This is a genomic window from Mesorhizobium sp. SARCC-RB16n, from assembly GCF_008520305.1.
In the GTDB taxonomy this organism is placed as follows: Bacteria; Pseudomonadota; Alphaproteobacteria; order Rhizobiales; family Rhizobiaceae; genus Mesorhizobium.
This window is the reverse complement of record NZ_ML703260.1, coordinates 82,255-98,900: the sequence shown is the minus strand read 5'-3', so window position 1 is coordinate 98,900 and position 16,646 is coordinate 82,255. Positions and strand designations below refer to the sequence as shown.

17 protein-coding genes and 1 pseudogene are annotated in these 16,646 nt (G+C 64.3%); 7 read left to right on the top strand and 11 right to left on the bottom strand.

What is annotated here, in order from left to right; all coding sequences use genetic code 11:
- Positions 1-378 precede the first annotated feature (378 nt).
- Entirely contained in the window at positions 379-1,194 is an 816-nt protein-coding gene (locus tag C7I87_RS07350) for a DUF1223 domain-containing protein (RefSeq protein WP_149903574.1), read from the top strand.
- 58 nt (positions 1,195-1,252) lie between these two features.
- On the opposite strand, the gene C7I87_RS07345 is transcribed toward C7I87_RS07350, so the two are convergent.
- The 6 genes from C7I87_RS07345 to C7I87_RS07320 are packed head-to-tail and all read right to left on the bottom strand — an operon-like array spanning position 1,253 to position 7,242.
- Positions 1,253-2,638 carry an NAD(P)/FAD-dependent oxidoreductase gene (locus C7I87_RS07345; RefSeq protein ID WP_149903573.1) on the bottom strand — a complete coding sequence of 462 codons (1,386 nt, stop codon included), beginning with the start codon at positions 2,636-2,638 and terminating at the stop codon, positions 1,253-1,255.
- A gap of 21 nt (positions 2,639-2,659) precedes the next feature.
- The gene (locus C7I87_RS07340) at positions 2,660-3,796 is read right to left on the bottom strand and encodes an ABC transporter ATP-binding protein (protein ID WP_149903572.1); all 1,137 of its coding nucleotides are present in this window, start codon (positions 3,794-3,796) and stop codon (positions 2,660-2,662) included.
- Complete coding sequence (locus C7I87_RS07335) at positions 3,793-4,590, bottom strand: ABC transporter permease (RefSeq protein WP_149903571.1); 798 nt, start codon at positions 4,588-4,590, stop codon at positions 3,793-3,795. The genes C7I87_RS07340 and C7I87_RS07335 overlap by 4 nt, the downstream gene beginning before the upstream one ends.
- Positions 4,590-5,453 (bottom strand): ABC transporter permease, encoded by an 864-nt coding sequence (locus tag C7I87_RS07330; protein WP_149903570.1) that lies wholly within the window; start codon positions 5,451-5,453, stop codon positions 4,590-4,592. Before C7I87_RS07330 ends, C7I87_RS07335 begins: the two co-directional genes overlap by 1 nt.
- A 23-nt stretch (positions 5,454-5,476) precedes the next feature.
- Positions 5,477-6,547 carry an extracellular solute-binding protein gene (locus C7I87_RS07325; protein WP_149903569.1) on the bottom strand — a complete coding sequence of 357 codons (1,071 nt, stop codon included), beginning with the start codon at positions 6,545-6,547 and terminating at the stop codon, positions 5,477-5,479.
- Between the two features lie 35 nt (positions 6,548-6,582).
- Complete coding sequence (locus tag C7I87_RS07320) at positions 6,583-7,242, bottom strand: helix-turn-helix domain-containing protein (protein ID WP_149903568.1); 660 nt, start codon at positions 7,240-7,242, stop codon at positions 6,583-6,585.
- A gap of 508 nt (positions 7,243-7,750) precedes the next feature.
- Between C7I87_RS07320 and C7I87_RS07315 the strand changes: the two genes are divergently transcribed.
- Positions 7,751-8,137 (top strand): DUF2794 domain-containing protein, encoded by a 387-nt coding sequence (locus tag C7I87_RS07315; RefSeq protein ID WP_149903567.1) that lies wholly within the window; start codon positions 7,751-7,753, stop codon positions 8,135-8,137.
- A gap of 4 nt (positions 8,138-8,141) precedes the next feature.
- Here the strand turns inward: C7I87_RS07315 and C7I87_RS07310 are convergent, their stop codons facing one another.
- The 4 genes from C7I87_RS07310 to C7I87_RS07295 form a co-directional block, all read right to left on the bottom strand.
- Complete coding sequence (locus C7I87_RS07310) at positions 8,142-8,711, bottom strand: GNAT family N-acetyltransferase (RefSeq protein WP_149903566.1); 570 nt, start codon at positions 8,709-8,711, stop codon at positions 8,142-8,144.
- Between the two features lie 104 nt (positions 8,712-8,815).
- Complete coding sequence (locus C7I87_RS07305) at positions 8,816-9,589, bottom strand: Bax inhibitor-1/YccA family protein (RefSeq protein ID WP_149903565.1); 774 nt, start codon at positions 9,587-9,589, stop codon at positions 8,816-8,818.
- A 231-nt stretch (positions 9,590-9,820) separates the two neighbouring features.
- Positions 9,821-12,370, bottom strand: a complete 2,550-nt coding sequence (locus tag C7I87_RS07300; protein WP_149903564.1) for an ABC transporter permease — start codon at positions 12,368-12,370, stop codon at positions 9,821-9,823.
- Positions 12,370-13,065, bottom strand: coding sequence for an ABC transporter ATP-binding protein (locus C7I87_RS07295; protein WP_149903563.1), 696 nt, complete (start codon positions 13,063-13,065; stop codon positions 12,370-12,372). The genes C7I87_RS07300 and C7I87_RS07295 overlap by 1 nt, the downstream gene beginning before the upstream one ends.
- An 86-nt stretch (positions 13,066-13,151) precedes the next feature.
- Here C7I87_RS07295 and C7I87_RS07290 point away from each other — a divergent pair, with 86 nt between their 5' ends.
- Together C7I87_RS07290 and thpR are read left to right on the top strand one after the other, a co-directional pair.
- Positions 13,152-13,796, top strand: coding sequence for an arylesterase (locus C7I87_RS07290; protein WP_149903562.1), 645 nt, complete (start codon positions 13,152-13,154; stop codon positions 13,794-13,796).
- Between the two features lie 128 nt (positions 13,797-13,924).
- On the top strand, positions 13,925-14,521 hold the full coding sequence (thpR, locus tag C7I87_RS07285) for an RNA 2',3'-cyclic phosphodiesterase (RefSeq protein WP_149903561.1): 597 nt from the start codon (positions 13,925-13,927) through the stop codon (positions 14,519-14,521).
- Here the strand turns inward: thpR and C7I87_RS07280 are convergent.
- A pseudogene (locus C7I87_RS07280) lies at positions 14,425-14,938 on the bottom strand (low molecular weight protein-tyrosine-phosphatase). The gene thpR and the pseudogene C7I87_RS07280 overlap by 97 nt on opposite strands.
- A gap of 50 nt (positions 14,939-14,988) precedes the next feature.
- Here C7I87_RS07280 and C7I87_RS07275 point away from each other — a divergent pair.
- The 3 genes from C7I87_RS07275 to C7I87_RS07265 all read left to right on the top strand — a co-directional run bounded on the left by C7I87_RS07275 (position 14,989) and on the right by C7I87_RS07265 (position 16,574).
- Positions 14,989-15,285: a 4a-hydroxytetrahydrobiopterin dehydratase gene (locus C7I87_RS07275; RefSeq protein ID WP_149903560.1), complete on the top strand. Its 297-nt coding sequence runs from the start codon at positions 14,989-14,991 to the stop codon at positions 15,283-15,285.
- A 136-nt stretch (positions 15,286-15,421) separates the two neighbouring features.
- On the top strand, positions 15,422-15,784 hold the full coding sequence (locus tag C7I87_RS07270) for a YkvA family protein (RefSeq protein WP_149903559.1): 363 nt from the start codon (positions 15,422-15,424) through the stop codon (positions 15,782-15,784).
- 286 nt (positions 15,785-16,070) lie between these two features.
- Complete coding sequence (locus tag C7I87_RS07265; protein ID WP_149903558.1) at positions 16,071-16,574, top strand: invasion associated locus B family protein; 504 nt, start codon at positions 16,071-16,073, stop codon at positions 16,572-16,574.
- Positions 16,575-16,646: the final 72 nt, after the last annotated feature.

The following is a 16,646-nucleotide window of genomic DNA, read 5'->3' as shown; positions in this document are numbered from 1 at the left end:
CTACTCCCCTACTCCCCTACTCCCCTACTCCCCTGGCCAGAATCTCCGCGAGAATACCGGTCTTGCGGCGCCGCAGCTCCCGCAATCGTTGCCGCGATAAAGACAAGATTCGGCAAAGCATTGATCGGCTCGGACCAAAGTCCAGGGTCGGTTCGCTCGCAATAGAGATCGACCGGGGTGAGGGAGAACCTGCCACACGGAAATGACGCCGCCGCTGAATCGAACCACGCCTGGAAATGCAGTGGCATCTCCTATTGCGGCCTTACCTCACGGTTGCAGCGGTAAAATTTCACCGCAACGTGACTTCCCGTTGACTACCCGTTCTGCCACATATTTCGGCAAAGCAGAACAAAGCCGGCACCACCGGCGGGAATTGGAATGGTCATGGCCTCGCGACGATCACTGTGGCTGGCAGCCTTCACGCTGGCCTTCTCGGCTTTTGCCGCTGCCGGCCATGCCAGCGAGCCCGAAAGGGTCCAGGCAGAGAAATCGCAGCCCGACCGGCCGCTCGGCGTGGTCGAACTATTCACCAGCCAGGGCTGCAGCTCCTGCCCGCCGGCGGACGCGTTCTTCGCCGAACTCGCCACAAGGCAAGACCTTGTCGCGCTCGCCTATCACGTCGATTACTGGGACTATCTCGGCTGGAAAGACACGCTGAGCCGCAAGGAAAACACCGAGCGTCAATATGACTATATGCGCTATTTCAGCAGCCGTTCCGTCTATACGCCGCAGGCCGTCCTGAACGGCCGCATGCATGTCAACGGTGCCAATCGAGGCGAGGTCGACGGCGCGCTCACCCGCATGGCCCGTGCCGGCGAAGGCATGCACGTGCCCATCAGGGTCAGCCGCACCGGCGACCGCGTGATCATCGACACCGGCGATGCCGGCACCGGTCCGAACGACGCCCATGTCGTCATCGTCTATTTCGAGGCGCCGCAGACGGTCAAGATCGGCCAGGGCGAGAACTCCGGCCGCAAGATGACCTATTGGAATGCGGTCACCGGCATCCAGACCGCCGGCATGTGGCACGGCAAGGCGCAGCGCTACGAATTGCCGCTGAGCGAGATCATCAAGAAGGGCGGTTGCGCCGTGCTTCTGCAGTCGGTCGGCAAGGATGGCCTTCCGGGCCCGATCCTGGGCGCTGCTTTCATCCACAAGCCCGAATCCGAGACCGCCCTCGATCGAAAGCTGTAACGTCACGCGGTTCGGCGCGATTCCGGACGGAACCGTTACACATCTTCCTCCAGTGCTTTCAGTGTCCGGTCAGGCGATCGGCGAAAGCCGCGAGGCGTGAGGTCCTGCCCAAGCCGTTAGCTTCGCGCCGGTCGGCGATGCGATAGAGCTGGTACATGGTGTGGACGCCGAGCCATCGCAGCGGTTCCGGCTCCCATTTCTTGACCGTGCGGTTGACCCAGGGCAGCCGCGTCAACTCGGTGTCGTGGCCAAGCACTAGGTCGCGCAACGTGCGGCCCGACAGGTTGGAGCTGGAAACACCGAGCCCGACATAGCCGCCGGCCCAGCCGATGCCGCTTTCCCTATCGAAACCCGAAGTCGTGCACCAGTCGCGCGGCACGCCGAGCGTGCCGCACCAGGCGTGGTCGAGATGCACGCCTTTGGTCTGCGGCAGCAGCCTGGTCAGCACCTCGTGCAATTGGTCGATGGTCGCCTGCTGGGTCTGGCCGCGCACATCGGTGCGCGAGCCGAAGCGGTAGGGCACGCCGCGGCCGCCCATGGCGATGCGGCCTTCGCGCGTGCGCTGCGCATAGCAATAGGTGTGTGCCGCGTCGCCCAGCACCTCGTAACCGTTCCAGCCGATCGCGTCCCAGAGTTTTTGCGGCAGCGGCTCGGTCACCACGATGGCACTGTTCAGCGGCAGCCAGAGACGCTCGTAGCCGGGAATGCCCGCCGTGAAGCCCTCGGTGGCGCGGATGATCTTTTGCGCCCGCACGATGCCTCTGGTGGTGGTGACCTTGCCCTTCTCGATCGCCAGCACCTGCGTCTGCTCGTAGATCGGCACGCCGAGCCGCGCGACCGCGGCCGCTAGACCCTGGACCAGCTTGGCCGGCTGTACACGCGCGACGTTGCGCACGACGAAAGCGCCCATCACCTTGTCGATGGCGATGCGCCGGCGCGCCTCCTGCGCGTCGAGGAAGGCCAGCCGCTCCGGCGGCATCTCCCAACCCAGCAGCTCCTCGTATTCGGCCCTGGCACGCTGCAATTGCGCGGCGTTGGTGGCGACGGTGATGTTGTCGACACGGCGGATATCGGCATCGATGCCCTCGGCTTGCGTCACCGCGATCACCTCATCGACCGTGCCGAACATGGCGCGCTGCATGTCGATCACGGCGCCGCGCGACGAGGTTTTGGCGTATTTCTCGCGCGACCAGCTGAAACCGCCCGACAGCCAGCCGCCATTGCGGCCGGAGGCGCCGAAGCCGGCGAACTCCTTTTCGACGATGACGATGCGCAGCGCAGGCTGCGCCTTCTTCAAATAGTAGGCGGTCCACAGGCCGGTGTAGCCGGCGCCGACGATGCAGACATCGGCTTCGATGTCGCCCGGCAAGGAGGGCCTATAGGCCGGCACGCCCCCGATATCGGCATACCAGAACGACACGTCGCCATTGTGCTCGGCTTGCATTTTTTGAAATCCGTTTCGAAATCAGGTAAGCGTCAGATCGGCCTTGTCGTCGTCGGCGAGCAGCTTCACGTCGGCGCCGGCGAACAGCACCTCGACCTCGTCTCCGATGGCAAAATTGTCTGCTTCCAGCGTCGAGCGCACGATGGCTTTGGAGCCGTCGGCCAGATCGACCTCGTACTTGGAGCCGGAGCCGAGATAGATGGCTTCGCCGATGCGGCCGGTGAGCCGGTTGCGGCCATCGCCGTCGGCACCACGGCGGGCGAGCGTCAGCTTTTCGGGCCGCAGCAGCATGACCGGGCTGCCGCCATTGGCGAGACGCTTGGCGGTCGCTACCTTCTGGCCGGCTATTTCGATCGCCGTCTCCCCGCCGGAGATGGCGGCGGCCCCCCGCAGCACGGTGGAATCGCCGATGAACTTGCCGACGAAAAGCGTTGCCGGCTCGTCATACAGCTCGCGCCCGGTGCCGATCTGTTCGATGCGGCCCCGGTTGAACACGGCGATGCGGTCCGACAGCACCAGCGCCTCTTCCTGGTCGTGCGTCACATAGACGAAGGTGGTGCCGAGTTCGCGGTGGATGCGCTTGATTTCGAGCTGCAGCCATTCGCGCAGCTTCTTGTCGAGCGCCCCGAGCGGCTCGTCCATCAACAGCAGCGGCGGATCGAAGACGATGGCGCGCGCCAGCGCCACGCGCTGCTGCTGGCCGCCCGAAAGTTCGCTGGGAAAGCGGTGGCCGAAATCCGCCATCTTGACCATGTCGAGCGCCTGGCGCACGCGGCGTTCGCGCTCGGCGCCGGCCACACCGCGCAGGGCGAGCGGATAGGCGACGTTGCGGCTCACCGTCATGTGCGGGAACAGCGCGTAGTGCTGGAACACCACGCCGATGTTGCGCTTGTGCGCCGGCACGCCGACGACGCTCTTGCCGCCCACCTCCAGCGCGCCGGAGCTGGCCTCGGTGAAGCCGGCGACGACGTTGAGCGTCGTCGTCTTGCCGGAGCCGCTTGGCCCGAGCAGCGTCATGAACTCGCCGGCCTTGATGTGCAGCGACACGCCGTCCAGCGCCTTGAAGCTGCCATAGGCCTTGCTGATCGACCTGAGATCGATCGCCGCGCCCCTGCTGTCTTGCCCCGGATTTCCCCTGCTGTCTTGCCCCGGATTCATTGGCGTCCTTTCCGCTCACGGCCAAGAAGAAGCATGCCGCCGCCGATCAGCATCGTGGTGGCAAACAGCAGGATCGTGCCGACGGCCGCTACCGTGGGGTCGGCGTCGCGCGTGATGGAAGCAAAGATCTGCACCGGCAATGTCTTGAGGTAGGGATTGGTGATGAACAGCGACACGACGATCTCGTCGAAGGAAGTGGCGAAGGCGAACAGCAGGCCCGACAGCACGCCCGGCGCAATCAGCGGCAGCGTCACCGTGCGAAACGTGGTGAGCGCGCCAGCGCCCAGGCTCGCCGCGGCTGTCTCGAGGCGCCTGTCGAACACTTCGAGATTGGCCGAGACGGCAATCAGCACGAAGGGCAGCGCAAGGATGGTGTGGGCGAGCACGAAGCCGAGCAGCGTGCCGACAAGCCGCGTATCGAGATAGACCGCGTAGATGCCGATGGCCAGCACCACGCCCGGCACCACCATCGGCGTCAGCATCAGCATGCGCAAAAGGTTTGCCGGCCGCGCTTTCATGCGGTCGAGGCCGAAGGCGGCAAGCGTTCCGAGCACCGTTGCCAGCACCGAGACGATCGAGGCGACCTTCAGCGAATTGAGGAAGCTGTTCGACCAATCCGGATTGGTGACAAAATTCTGGTACCACTGCCAGGAGAAGCCTTGCGGCGGAAACGCCAGCGACTTGTTCTCGTTGAATGACATCGGCACCACGACCAACGTCGGCGCCACCAGCCATATGGCCACCAGCAGGCAGACAAGGCCCAGGATGGCGCGCGTGAGCGGCTTCATCTCCATCAGTGCCGCCCCGCCTCACGGTACTTGGATCGCATCACGGGCGCGGCGAGCGCCAGCAGCACGAAGGTCGTGACCAGCAGCACCACGCCCATCGCACCGCCCCTGCCCCATTGCAGCAGGCTGAGCACCTGTGTTTGCACCAGCGTGGACAGCATGGTCGAGCGCGGACCGCCGAGCAAAGCCGGCGTGATGTAGAAGCCGAGCGCCAGGATGAAGACGATGATCGCCCCGGCATAGACGCCTGGCAGTGACAGCGGCAGGTAGATGGTGAAGAAGGCGCGGAACGGTCGCGCGCCAAGGCTCTGCGCCGCGCGCATCAGCCTGAGATCGATGCCCTTCATGACCGAATAGAGCGGCAGGATCATGAAGGGCAAAAGCACCTGCGCCATGCCGATGACCACGCCCGTCTGGGTTCGGATCAGCCTGACGCCGCCGAGACCGAGCGACCGCAGGACCGAGTTGATGACGCCTGAATCCTGCAGCAGGATCACCCAGGACAAGGTGCGCACCACGCCGCTCACCCAAAAAGGGATCAGCACACATAAGAGCAGCACCAGCCGAACGCGCGGCCCGACCGCGGTCATCAGATAGGCGTACGGGTAGGCCGAGACGACGCACACCAGCGTGACCCACGTCGAAATGACGAAGGTCCGCTGGAGCACCGTGAGATTGATGGGCACGCTGAAGAACCAGATATAGTTCTGCAGGCCCCACTCCGGTTCCGACAGGCTGCGCGCAACGATGGTCAGCAGCGGATAGCCGATCACCGCCAGGAGCAGGACCAGCGCCGGCAATGCGAGCGCGTACGGCCGCCATGCCCAGCGCCTTTCGGCAGCCGGAATGGTTGGCTCGGACGCGCTCACGGCTTTTGGTTTCCTTCAGCCGGTCAGTTGCCGGCCATCAGCGCCGACCACTTCTCCTGCGCCACCGCGAAGTTCGGGACCCAGAACTTGAAGTTCTGTTTGTAGCCCTGCTTCTGGCGTTCAGGCGTATTGGTCAGGTAGGCGGCGACTGAAGCGTCGACCTTGGGCTGCGCGTCGTTGTTGATCGGCGTGTAGGAGGTCTTCTCCGCCAATGTCTCCTGGGCATGCTTGCCGAGATAGGCATTGAGCAGTGCGTAGGATGCATCCGTATCCTTGACGCCGACCGGAATCGTCATCTGGTCCATCACGACCAGCCAGTCCTGCCAGGCGGGCGCGTATTTCGCGCCGTTCTTGACCGCCGTCATGGCCCGTCCAGTCCACATCATCAGCATGTCCGCCTCGCCGGATTCGGCGAGCTGCTGTGATTCGGCACCCGTCTTCCAGAAAATGGTATCGGGGCCGAGCTTGCGGACCACATCGATGGCCTTGTCGATATCGGCTACCGTCATCGCCTTCGGGTCGCCGCCGGCGACCTTGAAAGCCTGTTCCAGCAGGCCACCGGTCGGGCTGCCGGAACCGTCGATCCCACGCACGCCGGGGAATTTTTTGGTATCGAAGAAGTCGGCCCAGCTCTTGGGTGGATTATCCCCGTACTTTTCCTTGTTGTACATCAGCACGACACCGTAGTTCATCGCCGGCACCGAGCATTCGCCGACCTGGCCTTCCGGGATTTTCGAGACGTCGAGCTTCGTCAGATCGAGCTTCTGGAACAGCTTGCCGCAGTAGACATAGGGCGGCAGGTCGTCGGTATCGACGACGTCCCAGGTGACATTGCCGGACTCGACCTGCGCCTGCAGTTTGGCGATCTCCGTCGGGCCATCATTGAGCAGCTTGACGCCGGATTTGTCGACGAAATCCTTGAGCGCGGCCACCTGGCCGTCCTGGTAGATGCCGCCATAGGAAACGAAGGTCAGCGTCTTGCCCTTCAGCGAGCCTTCAGCCACCTCTCCCGCCACCGGCTTCGATTGTGCGAGCGCGGCCGTCGCCGCCAGAAGCACGGCGACGCACGCCGCATGTCCGAGTTTCAGTCTCATGATCAATTCTCCCATTGCAGAACTCGCATTTGTTGTCATTCACCCGGATGCGAGCGGTTTCCAGGCCTGTATTGATCGAGCTCATGTGCGCCCGAAGTCGGCGGGGCGATGATCCAGACCACTTCCGCCGGCGTGTCGCCGACATTGACCGTGCGGTGCGGCACCGAGGTCGCGTATTCGACGCTGTCGCCTTCGCGCATCACGTGGCGCTCGTCGGCCAGGGTCAGTTCGACGGTGCCTTTGAGCACCATGAACATTTCGTGCTCGCCACCATGGACATAGGCGTCGTCGCCGGTCGAGCCACCCACTTCGAAATGGCCGGCATAGACCTCGAACTGGTGGATCGGCCGCCGCGACAAAAGCATCTTGCGGCCATGGATGCCGACAGGAACGACCGGCCGCTCCTCGCGCTTCAGCACCTTGTGCAGGGGGCGGGCATTATCCTCGAACAGATCGTTGATGCCGAGATCGAGAGCGGCGGCGATCTTGAGCAGCGTGCCGGTATTGGCGCCGCACAGATTGCGTTCGAGCTGGCTGATGAAGCTCGCCGTCGTCCCCGTCATGTCGGCGAGCTGGCGCAGCGAGACGCGTCGCGCCGTGCGCAACGCCTTGATGCGAGGGCCGACACCGCCGGTCTCTGGCGCGGCCGCCTCAGCATTCAACTTCTTTGCCGTGGAGTCCGATGCTCGTGGCATTGCCGTCTCCGTTTCACTTAACACCCTATTAAGTGAGACGGCAAATGGCAAGCACGGTCGACAGAATTGAGTAGCGATGTCGGGGCTGGCCGCTTCGGGTCGCTACGCCGGGGGGTAAAAAAGGTCCAAAACGAAAAAACCGACGTCAGCTTGCTTCTGACGCCGGTCATTTAGGTTTTTGGGATCGTCGCACCTGGCTTTTCCGAGGAAAAGGCCGAGGTTGGTTCGATCCGACGCAGACCCGTGGGCGGGGGGCTTGGGGTTTACGAGTCGGTGCCGGACCGAACCGTCTCAGGCAACGCCGGTAAATTCGTCGGACATTGGGGCATGAGCGCGGATAAAAAAAGGCAGAAATGTGGCGGAGCATCACCAATTCCAACATGCGTTTTACAAACGTGACTGGACGCCACGGAAACCGCCACCGCCGGCTTCGCCTCGCCGGCTCTTGCAATTGCGGTGCGAAGAGGCCAACTTTGGTTGGCAAAGATTCATTTTGAAGGATCGAGGCATGACTGATGACGGCGGCGGGATGGGGGATGGAGACGCATCCGCAATATTGATCCCGCTACACGAGGCGCGACGTGAACGCCTCGACCAGCCGGTCCGCTTCGACCGGCGCGAACTGGACCAGATCCTGAGGCTCTACGGACGCATGGTCGCCGCCAATGAATGGCGCGACTACGCCATCGATCATCTCACCGACCGTGCTGTCTTTTCCGTCTTCCGCCGTGCCAGCGAAGTGCCGCTGTTCCAGATCGTCAAGGATCCGAAACTGGCGCGCAAACAGGGCGCCTTCGCCGTCATCGCGGCGGGCGGGCGCATCCTCAAACGAGGCCAGGAGCTTGGCCGCGTGCTCGGCATCTTCGACAGCAAGCTGAAGCTGGTTCAGGTTTAAGCTGTTATTTTTGCTGCTGAAACTTTCGCTCCGGCAACGAGTCCGGATCGGGTAGGACCGATGCCCCGCCATTCAGCGATAGCTGCATGAACACCGTGTCCAGCCAGCGCCCGTGCTTGTAGCCGGAGCCTTCGAGGCAGCCGGAATGGCGGAAGCCGAGCTTCTCGTGCAGCCTGACCGAGGCGCTGTCGGCGTGGCCGTCGCCGATCACCGCGACGATCTGGCGAAAGCCCGCCACCTCGACCGCCGCGACCAGGCTCCGCATCAACTCGAGGCCGACGCCCTGGCCCTTGGCATCGGGCGCGACATAGACCGAATCCTCGACGATGAAGCGATAGGCCGGGCGTGGCCGGAAGGTGCCGGCATAGGCATAGCCGAGCACGGCGCCGTCCTTCTCCGCCACCAGATAGGGAAAGCCGCCGGCCGCGAGCGTGGCGAATCGCGTACCCATCTCGGTGCGGCTGGGCGGCTCCAGCTCATAGCTCGCCGTGCCGTTGGTGACTGCGTCGGCATAGATTTCCGTGATGGCGTCGAGGTCGGCCGGGGTTGCCGGCCTGATCACGATACTGCTCATTCTCTATGCAAACCTCTTATATGCCCCAACAACAGCAGAGGCCCGCACAAAAGAAAAGGGCGGCCGTTGGGCCGCCCTTGTGAAAGTTGATGGTCCAATGCCGCTTAGCGGCGGTCGCCCATGAACTGGAGCAGGAACATGAACAGGTTGATGAAGTCGAGGTAGAGCCTCAGCGCGCCCATGATCGCCTTGCGGCCGGCGACGTCGGAGGCGTCGCCATCGAAATACATCTCCTTGATCTTCTGCGTGTCATAGGCGGTGAGGCCGGCGAACACCAGCACGCCGATCGCCGAGACGGCGAAGGACAGCGCCGACGACTGCAGGAAGATGTTGATCACCATGGCGATAATGATGCCGAACACGCCCATGATCAGGAACGACCCCATCGCCGTCAGGTCGCGCTTGGTGGTGTAGCCGAACAGCGACAGCGCGCCGAAGGCCGCGGCGGTGGCGAAGAAGGTCTGCGAGATGCTTGCCGTGGTGTAGACCAGGAAGATCGACGACAGCGACAGGCCGACCAGGCCGGCATAGACCCAGAAGGTCGTCTGCGCGGCGGCGACGCTCATCGACTGGATCCTGAACGACAGGAAGAACACGGCGGCCAGCGGCGCCAGTATGACAACCCAGCGCAGCGGCGAACCGAAGATCGCATAGCCGAACGAGGTCAGCATCTCGCCGCTTGGCAGCGTCGCGACGGCCGAGGCCGGGTCGGTGGTGGTGGCCAGCATGATCGTGCCGATGGCGGCAAGGCCAGTGATGAGCAGGCCAAGCCCCATCAGATTGTAGACCTTGATCATATACGCGCGCAGACCCTGGTCGATGTCGGCGCGGACGCCGGGCACCGCCGACGTCTGATAATTGCGAATGGGATCAGCCATTGGAAATCCTCTGTTGCTTCTGCCCCGTCCGGTGTCGGGCCTCTTGCGGACCCAGGCGCCGCTGGCGGGGCTCCAGCATGCCTGTGCCGAAATATGATGGTTATTCGCGTCGAGAACAAGACCGTAACCGGGTGTAACGGTTCGTGACAGGCCAAAATACCGCTTCGCCGGCCGTTTTGGACGGCATTCTTACCAAGATTTAACCCGAGGCAGGCTTCGCCAGCCGGCGAATCAGAGGTTTCGCAGCACGGGTGCGGCCTTGTGGCCGAGCACCCGCCAGGTGCCGGCAAGGCCGATGCCGACCGTGATCACCAGCGAAAAGGCAATCGTGGCGACCGCCACCTCCGGCATGAAATGCGACGGCAAGGCCATGACGCGCGCGACGACGAACCACGCGGCAGCGCTGCCGGCGGCGAGCGCGAAGATCGCGGTGGCGAGCCCGATCAGCATGTATTCCAGCGAGAAGGCGGCGATCAGCGTCGTGCGCGTCCCGCCCAGCGTCTTCAGCACCACCGCGTCATGGATGCGCGCCCGGTTGCCGGCGGCAAGCGCGCCGGCAAGCACCAGAACCGAGGCGATCAGCGCCACGCCGGCCGCCGCCCGGATCGCCGTGCCGAGTTGGCCGACCAGCCGGTTGACGATGTCGAGCGCGTCCTTGACCCGCACCGTCGTCACGGCGGGGAAAGCGCGGGTGACGGCGTTGAGGACACGAGCGTCGTCGGCTGTCGAAGCGTTCTTTTCGGTGAGCGTCGCTATCCAGCCATGCGGGGCGCCCGCGAATGTGTTGGGCGAGAACACCATGACGAAATTGATGCCCATCGTCTCCCATTCGACCTGGCGGAAATTGGCGATCCGGGCAGTGACATTGCGGCCGAGCACATTGACGGTGATGGTGTCGCCGAGCTTCAGCCCGATTTCCTTGCCTTCCTTGTCGGAAAACGAAACCAGCGGCTCGCCGGTATAATCGTCCGGCCACCAGCTGCCCTCGGTCAGCGTCGCGTTTTCCGGCTGCCTAGTGTCATAGGTCAGGCCGCGATCTCCCTTCAGCACCCAGGCGCCCTCGGCCGGTACCTTGACCTTGTCGACATCGACACCGTTGAGCGCCATCACCCGGCCACGCAACATTGGCACCTTGGCCAGCGTTCCCTGCGGCGCCTCCTTTGCGATCAGCGAGGAGAACGCGTCGACTTCGCTGCCCTGGATGTCGACGAAGAAAAAGTTCGGCGCCCGCTCCGGCAGGTTGCCGGAGATCTGACGCCTGAGATTCCCGTCGATCAGCGCCAGTGTCACCAGGAGTGTCAGTCCAAGCCCCAGCGACAGCACCACCGACGGCGTCAGCGCGCCGGGCCGGTGGATGTTGCCGATGGCGAGCCTGAGCGCGACAAAGCGCACGCGCGGGCTTTTTCTGGCTGCCCATTGCACCAGTCCACCGACGAGACGCAGCACCAGGAAGGCAAAAATCGTGGCGCCGACGAAGATCGAGGCGATGCGCTGGTCGCCCGAAAAAAAGATCGCCAGCGCCGCCAGGAAAAGCGCGATCCCAAGCGCGCAAACGACATAGACCGGGCGCGGCAGGCCCCGGCCTTCCAGCCCCATCTCCCGGAACAGCGCGGTTGCCGGCACGTCACGGGCGCGGCCGAGCGGCAGCAGCGCGAAGGCGAGCGTCACCAGCAGGCCGAACAGGGCCGCCATGGCGAGCGCGCCGGGATAGAAGCCGCCTTGCGCGGGCACCGGAATGACGGACTGCAGGGCGGCACTTGCGACAAAGGGCATCAGCGCGCCCAGTACCAGGCCGGCGCCGATGCCGAGCAGGGCAATGATCAGGATCTGCACGAGATAGACGGCAAAGACGAAGCCGCCGGATGCCCCCAGGCTCTTGAAGGTGGCGATGACGCCGCGCTTGCCGTCGAGATAGGCACGCACCGCGTTGGCGACGCCGACGCCGCCGACCACCAGCGCGGTGAGCCCGACCAGCGTCAGGAACTGCGAAAAGCGTTCGATGTTGGATGACAGCGCCGGTGCGGCGTTGCTGCGCGTCCGGATCGACCAGCCGGCCTCCGGAAAATCCCTGGCCGCCTGGTCCTGGATGGCTTTGAGCCGCGCCTCGTCGGCTCCGGCGGGCAGCCGGACCTTGTAGGCGTTCTCGACCAGGCTGCCCGGCTGGACCAGCCCGGTGGCGGCCAGGGCCTCGGTCGAGATCATCAGCCTTGGCGCGAAGCCGAACCCGTCGGAGACCGCGTCGGGCTCGGTCACCAGCCTGGCGCGCAGTTCGAAGATGGCGGTGCCGAGCTTCAGCCGGTCGCCGATCTTGAGATGCAGCCGTTCGAACAGAAGGTCGGGTGCCGCGGCGCCGAAAACGCCGAACTGCCTGCCGAACAGTTCCTGCTTCGACAGCGCCGGGTCGGTTTCCAGCGCGCCATAAAGCGGATAGGCCTCATCGACCGCCTTGGCCTCGACCAGGGCCTGGTCGGATCCGTCGGCCAGGCGCGCCATCGAGCGCATGCCGGCGGTACGCGAAACGATGCCCAGCCCGTCGAGAAAGCCAAGTTCGGCCTGGCTGGCGTCGCGCTGGTTGATCTGGAAGCGAAGATCGCCGCCGAGTAGCGTCTGGCCCTGGTCGGCGACACCGGCGGTGATGGAGCGGGCCACCGAATTTACGCCGCCGATGGCGGCCACGCCGAGCGCGATGCAGGCGAGGAAGATGAGGAAGCCGGACAGGCCGCCGCGCATCTCGCGCAGCGAGAAGCGGATGGCGAGCTTCAATGTCCGCGCCAGCGGCATCAGGCGGTGACCTTGATCGGCGCCGGCGCTTCGATCCGGCCGGAGCGCATCGACACCTGGCGCGAGCAGCGCGCAGCGAGCGCCGGGTCATGGGTGACCAGCACCAGCGTCATGCCGCGTTCGGCAGCCTTGGCGAACAGCAGGTCGGCGACCTGCCGCCCCGTCACCTGGTCGAGATTGCCGGTCGGCTCGTCGGCGATCAGGATGCGTGGCGACGGTGCCAGCGCCCGGGCGATCGCCACGCGCTGCTGCTCGCCACCGGAGAGTTCGCCGGGGTAGTGGGTGACGCGATCGCTGAGGCCGACCGCCGCCAGCTCCCGCTCCGCCACCGAGAACGGATCGGCGTGGCCGGCCAGTTCCAGCGGCACCGCGACATTTTCGAGCGCCGTCATGTTGGGGATGAGGTGGAAGGATTGGAACACGATGCCAATGTTTCGGCCACGAAACGAAGCGATCTGGTCCTCGCTTTTGCCGTTGAGAAGTTCGCCGGCGATCCGTACCGTACCGGAATCGACCCGCTCCAGCCCTGCCAGCACCATCAGCAATGTCGACTTGCCGGACCCCGAAGGGCCGACGATACCCGTCGCCTCGCCGCGCACCACTTCGAGGCTGACTGCCTTCAGCACATGGACCGACGAAGCCCCTTCGCCGAGGGTCAGGGATACGTCTTTCAGCGCGATGACGGCTTCTGTCAAAATCAAAGTGTCCTATATGGGAACGTGAGGGCTCTGTTGCCGGAAGCCGTCGCCGGAACGATTATCTGTCATATGGGGCCCGCCGCATGTCTTTCAAACGCCAGATAGCCGCAGGCCTGATCGTTTTCCTCGCCATTTGCGGCGCCATTTCGTCGGCGCGCGCCGAGCCATTCAAGATCGTCGGCTTCGGTGACAGCCTGATGGCAGGGTTCGGCCTTGGCCCGGGCGAGGGCTTCACCGACAAGTTGCAGGCCGCCCTTCGCGCCAGGGGCCATGACGTCACCGTCGCCAATGCCGGCGTCTCCGGCGACACATCCAGCGGCGGCCTGGCGCGGCTCGACTGGTCGGTGCCGGACGGAACGCAGCTTGTGATCCTCGAACTCGGCGCCAACGATATGCTGCGCGGCGTTTCGCCCGACATCACGCGGAAGAACCTTGACGCCATGCTGGGCAAGCTCAGGGAGCGCAAGATCGCCGTGCTCCTGGCCGGCATGCGCGCCGCGCCCAATCTCGGCGCCGACTACCAGAACGCCTTCGACGCCGTCTTTCCGGAACTCGCCGCGAAATACGGCGTTACGCTGTACCCGTTCTTTCTCGACGGCGTCGCCGGCCAGCCCAGTTTGCAGCTCGAGGACGGCTTGCATCCGAACGCCAAAGGGGTCGACCTGATGGTCCAGCGCATCCTGCCGACGATCGAAAAAGCCATCGCGGCGGTGCCGGGAGGCTCATGAGATCCGACAAAGCCGCTTTCCGTTAGGGAAACTTTTAGCAAAGCCTGTGACCAATAAACCTCTTGCTCCATTTGACTATCGATGATTCGCTATAGGTGACAGTTCGATTCGAGGAAGGGAGGCTCTTCATGCCGCGTCTTTTCACCGCCCTCGAAATTCCGCGTGATGCCGCCCTTTCGCTGTCCCTGCTCCGGGGCGGCCTGCCCGGCGCCCGCTGGATCGATGTCGAAAACTACCATCTGACGCTGCGCTTCATCGGCGATGTCCAGGGCCATGTCGCCGACGAGATCGCCAACGCGCTCGACCGGGTCCACCGCCCCTCCTTCTCGCTGACGCTGTCGGGTGTCGGCGCTTTCGGCCAGAAGAAGCCGCATGCGGTGTGGGCGGGCGCTTCCCCCTCGCCCGACCTGGCGGCCCTCCAGGCCGAGATCGAGCGCATTTGCCAACGGCTCGGCATCCCCGCCGATCCGCGCAGATTCATGCCGCATGTGACGCTGGCGCGCCTGCGCAATTCGAGCCCGCTCGACGTCGCCCAATATCTGTCGGCCCGCGGCAATTTCTCGACGCTGCCGTTCCGCATCGGCCGCTTCGTGCTGATGTCGTCGCGCGATTCGGTCGGCGGCGGGCCCTATATCGTCGAGGAAGCCTGGCCGCTGTCCGGCGTCGATACGCGCGCCGCCAGCCGTGTCGCCAGCGCCTCCGACGCTTCGCGGATCATGCGGTAGATCGAAGCGAACGCCTCCTGGTCGTCGTAATAGGGATCCGGCACATCGCGCGGCTTTCCCTCGGCGAATTCCAGGAACAGGTGGATGCGATCGCGCACCGCCGCCGGCGCCAGCGCCTTCAGGTCGGCGACGTTGGACCGGTCCATGCCGAAGATCGAAGCGCTGAAAATCCTCCGGCATGATCTTGCGCGCCCGCTGCCGCGAGATGTCGATGCCGTGGCTCACCGCGACCGCGATCGAGCGTGGATCCGGGGCGGAGCCGACCTCCCAGCCGCTGGTGGCGGCCGAATCGAGCAAGATATCCGCCCCGTATCCACGCTCCGCCAGCACGCCGCGAAGCACGCCTTCCGCCAACGGCGACCGGCAGATGTTGCCGAGGCAGACGAAAAGAATGGAATTTATGGGCTTCGCGATCATCGATCCGGCGCTATGGTGGCGACTTGAGCGCAATAGCACGGGAAGCGGACATGACGAGAGAGAAACTGGGCAGGGACGCCGCCGAAGCAGCGCTGACCGGACTTGACGGCTGGGCGCTGGCGAAGGACGGCGCCTCGATCGCCCGCACCTTCACCTTCAACAATTTCTCCGAAGCCTTCGCTTTCATGACCCGCGTGGCGCTGGCCGCCGAGAAGATGGACCATCATCCCGACTGGTCGAATGTCTACAAGACGGTCGACGTGACCTTGAACACGCATGACGCCGGCGGCGTCACGGCGCTCGATATCGACCTGGCCAAGAAGATGAACCGCTATTTCGGCGGCTGAACACCGGCCGACCATGGCGCGGCGGGCGCGGACCCGCCAAATCGGCGCCCGCATCTTGCAGCCGGGTTCGGCTTTCACCACATTTTGATCGGCGGGCATGCGCCGGTATGCGCGTGGGACCCGCAAGGAGAGATTGATGGTGCAGGAATCCGGTTTTGACTTCTTCGGCTTTGGCGACAGACTGGGCGGCGAGGGCGAAGTGCGCGAAAAATTCTGGCGCACGGCCAAGAAGGCCGCGCGGCAGATTCCGTTCATGGAAGACGTCGTCGCCGCCTATTATTGCGCCATGGACAAGAACACGCCGCTGCGCGCCAAGGGCATATTGGTGGCCGCGCTCGGCTACTTCGTCCTGCCGGTCGACCTCATCCCCGACTTCATCTTCGGGTTGGGCTTCACCGACGACATCGCCGTGCTGACCGCCGCGATCACCGCCGTCAGCGCCCATATCACGCCGGCGCACCGGCAGGCCGCCAAGGACGCCATCGCGGACAAGGGCTGAAGTCCCGCTGGCCGAATCCCGCCGCGTCGGCCTGGCCTCCGGACAGGGGCGTCCAGCGACGGGTCAACAGTCAAATTCTTGCCGTTTTCGTGGCCTCCAAGTCGCCAAAGGGACACCGTGCCGGCCGCTGACAAGGCGGCGGCGCGGAAATGGCGGTGGTTTCCTTGGGTGAAAGGCCTTTTCTCTTGGGAAATTCACCGTTTGGTAACCCAGATTAAATCAAAATGAAGCGACGGCAGGACGCCACGCGGCCCGCCTCCGCACCATTTGGAATACGGGAAAAACGATGCGCGGATTGATAGCACTAGTTTCGAGCCTGCTCCTGGCGGCCTCGGCAGCGCCGGCGCTGGCGCAGCAGGCGACCAAGATCGGCCAGCACAATGCCTGGGGCACCTACAGCTACCAGGCGTCGGGCGGCAAGGTCTGCTACGTGCTGACCGTGCCGACTGACAAGCAGCCGCCAACGCTCGACCATGGCGACATGTTCTTCTTCGTCAGCCAGCGCCCCGGCCAGCAGGTATCCTATGAGCCGCAGTTCATCGCCGGCTACAATTTCCAGGAAGGCTCCAAGGCCACCGTCACCATCGACAAGAAGACCTTCTCGATGTTCACCCGCGGCAAATCGGCCTGGGTCGAGAACGCCGCCGAGGAGCCGGTGCTGATCGCCGCAATGAAGACCGGCACCGACATGAAGGTGTCGGCAAAGTCGGGCCGCGGCAATCCCACGAACTATGTCTTCTCGCTGAAGGGCATTTCGGCGGCGCTCTCCTCGATCGCCAAATGCAAATAGGCGAAGCAGACCAAGCCTGGTCTGTTCCTTCCCGCTGCATCCGCATTACGGCCGCTATCTCCTATCGAGTAG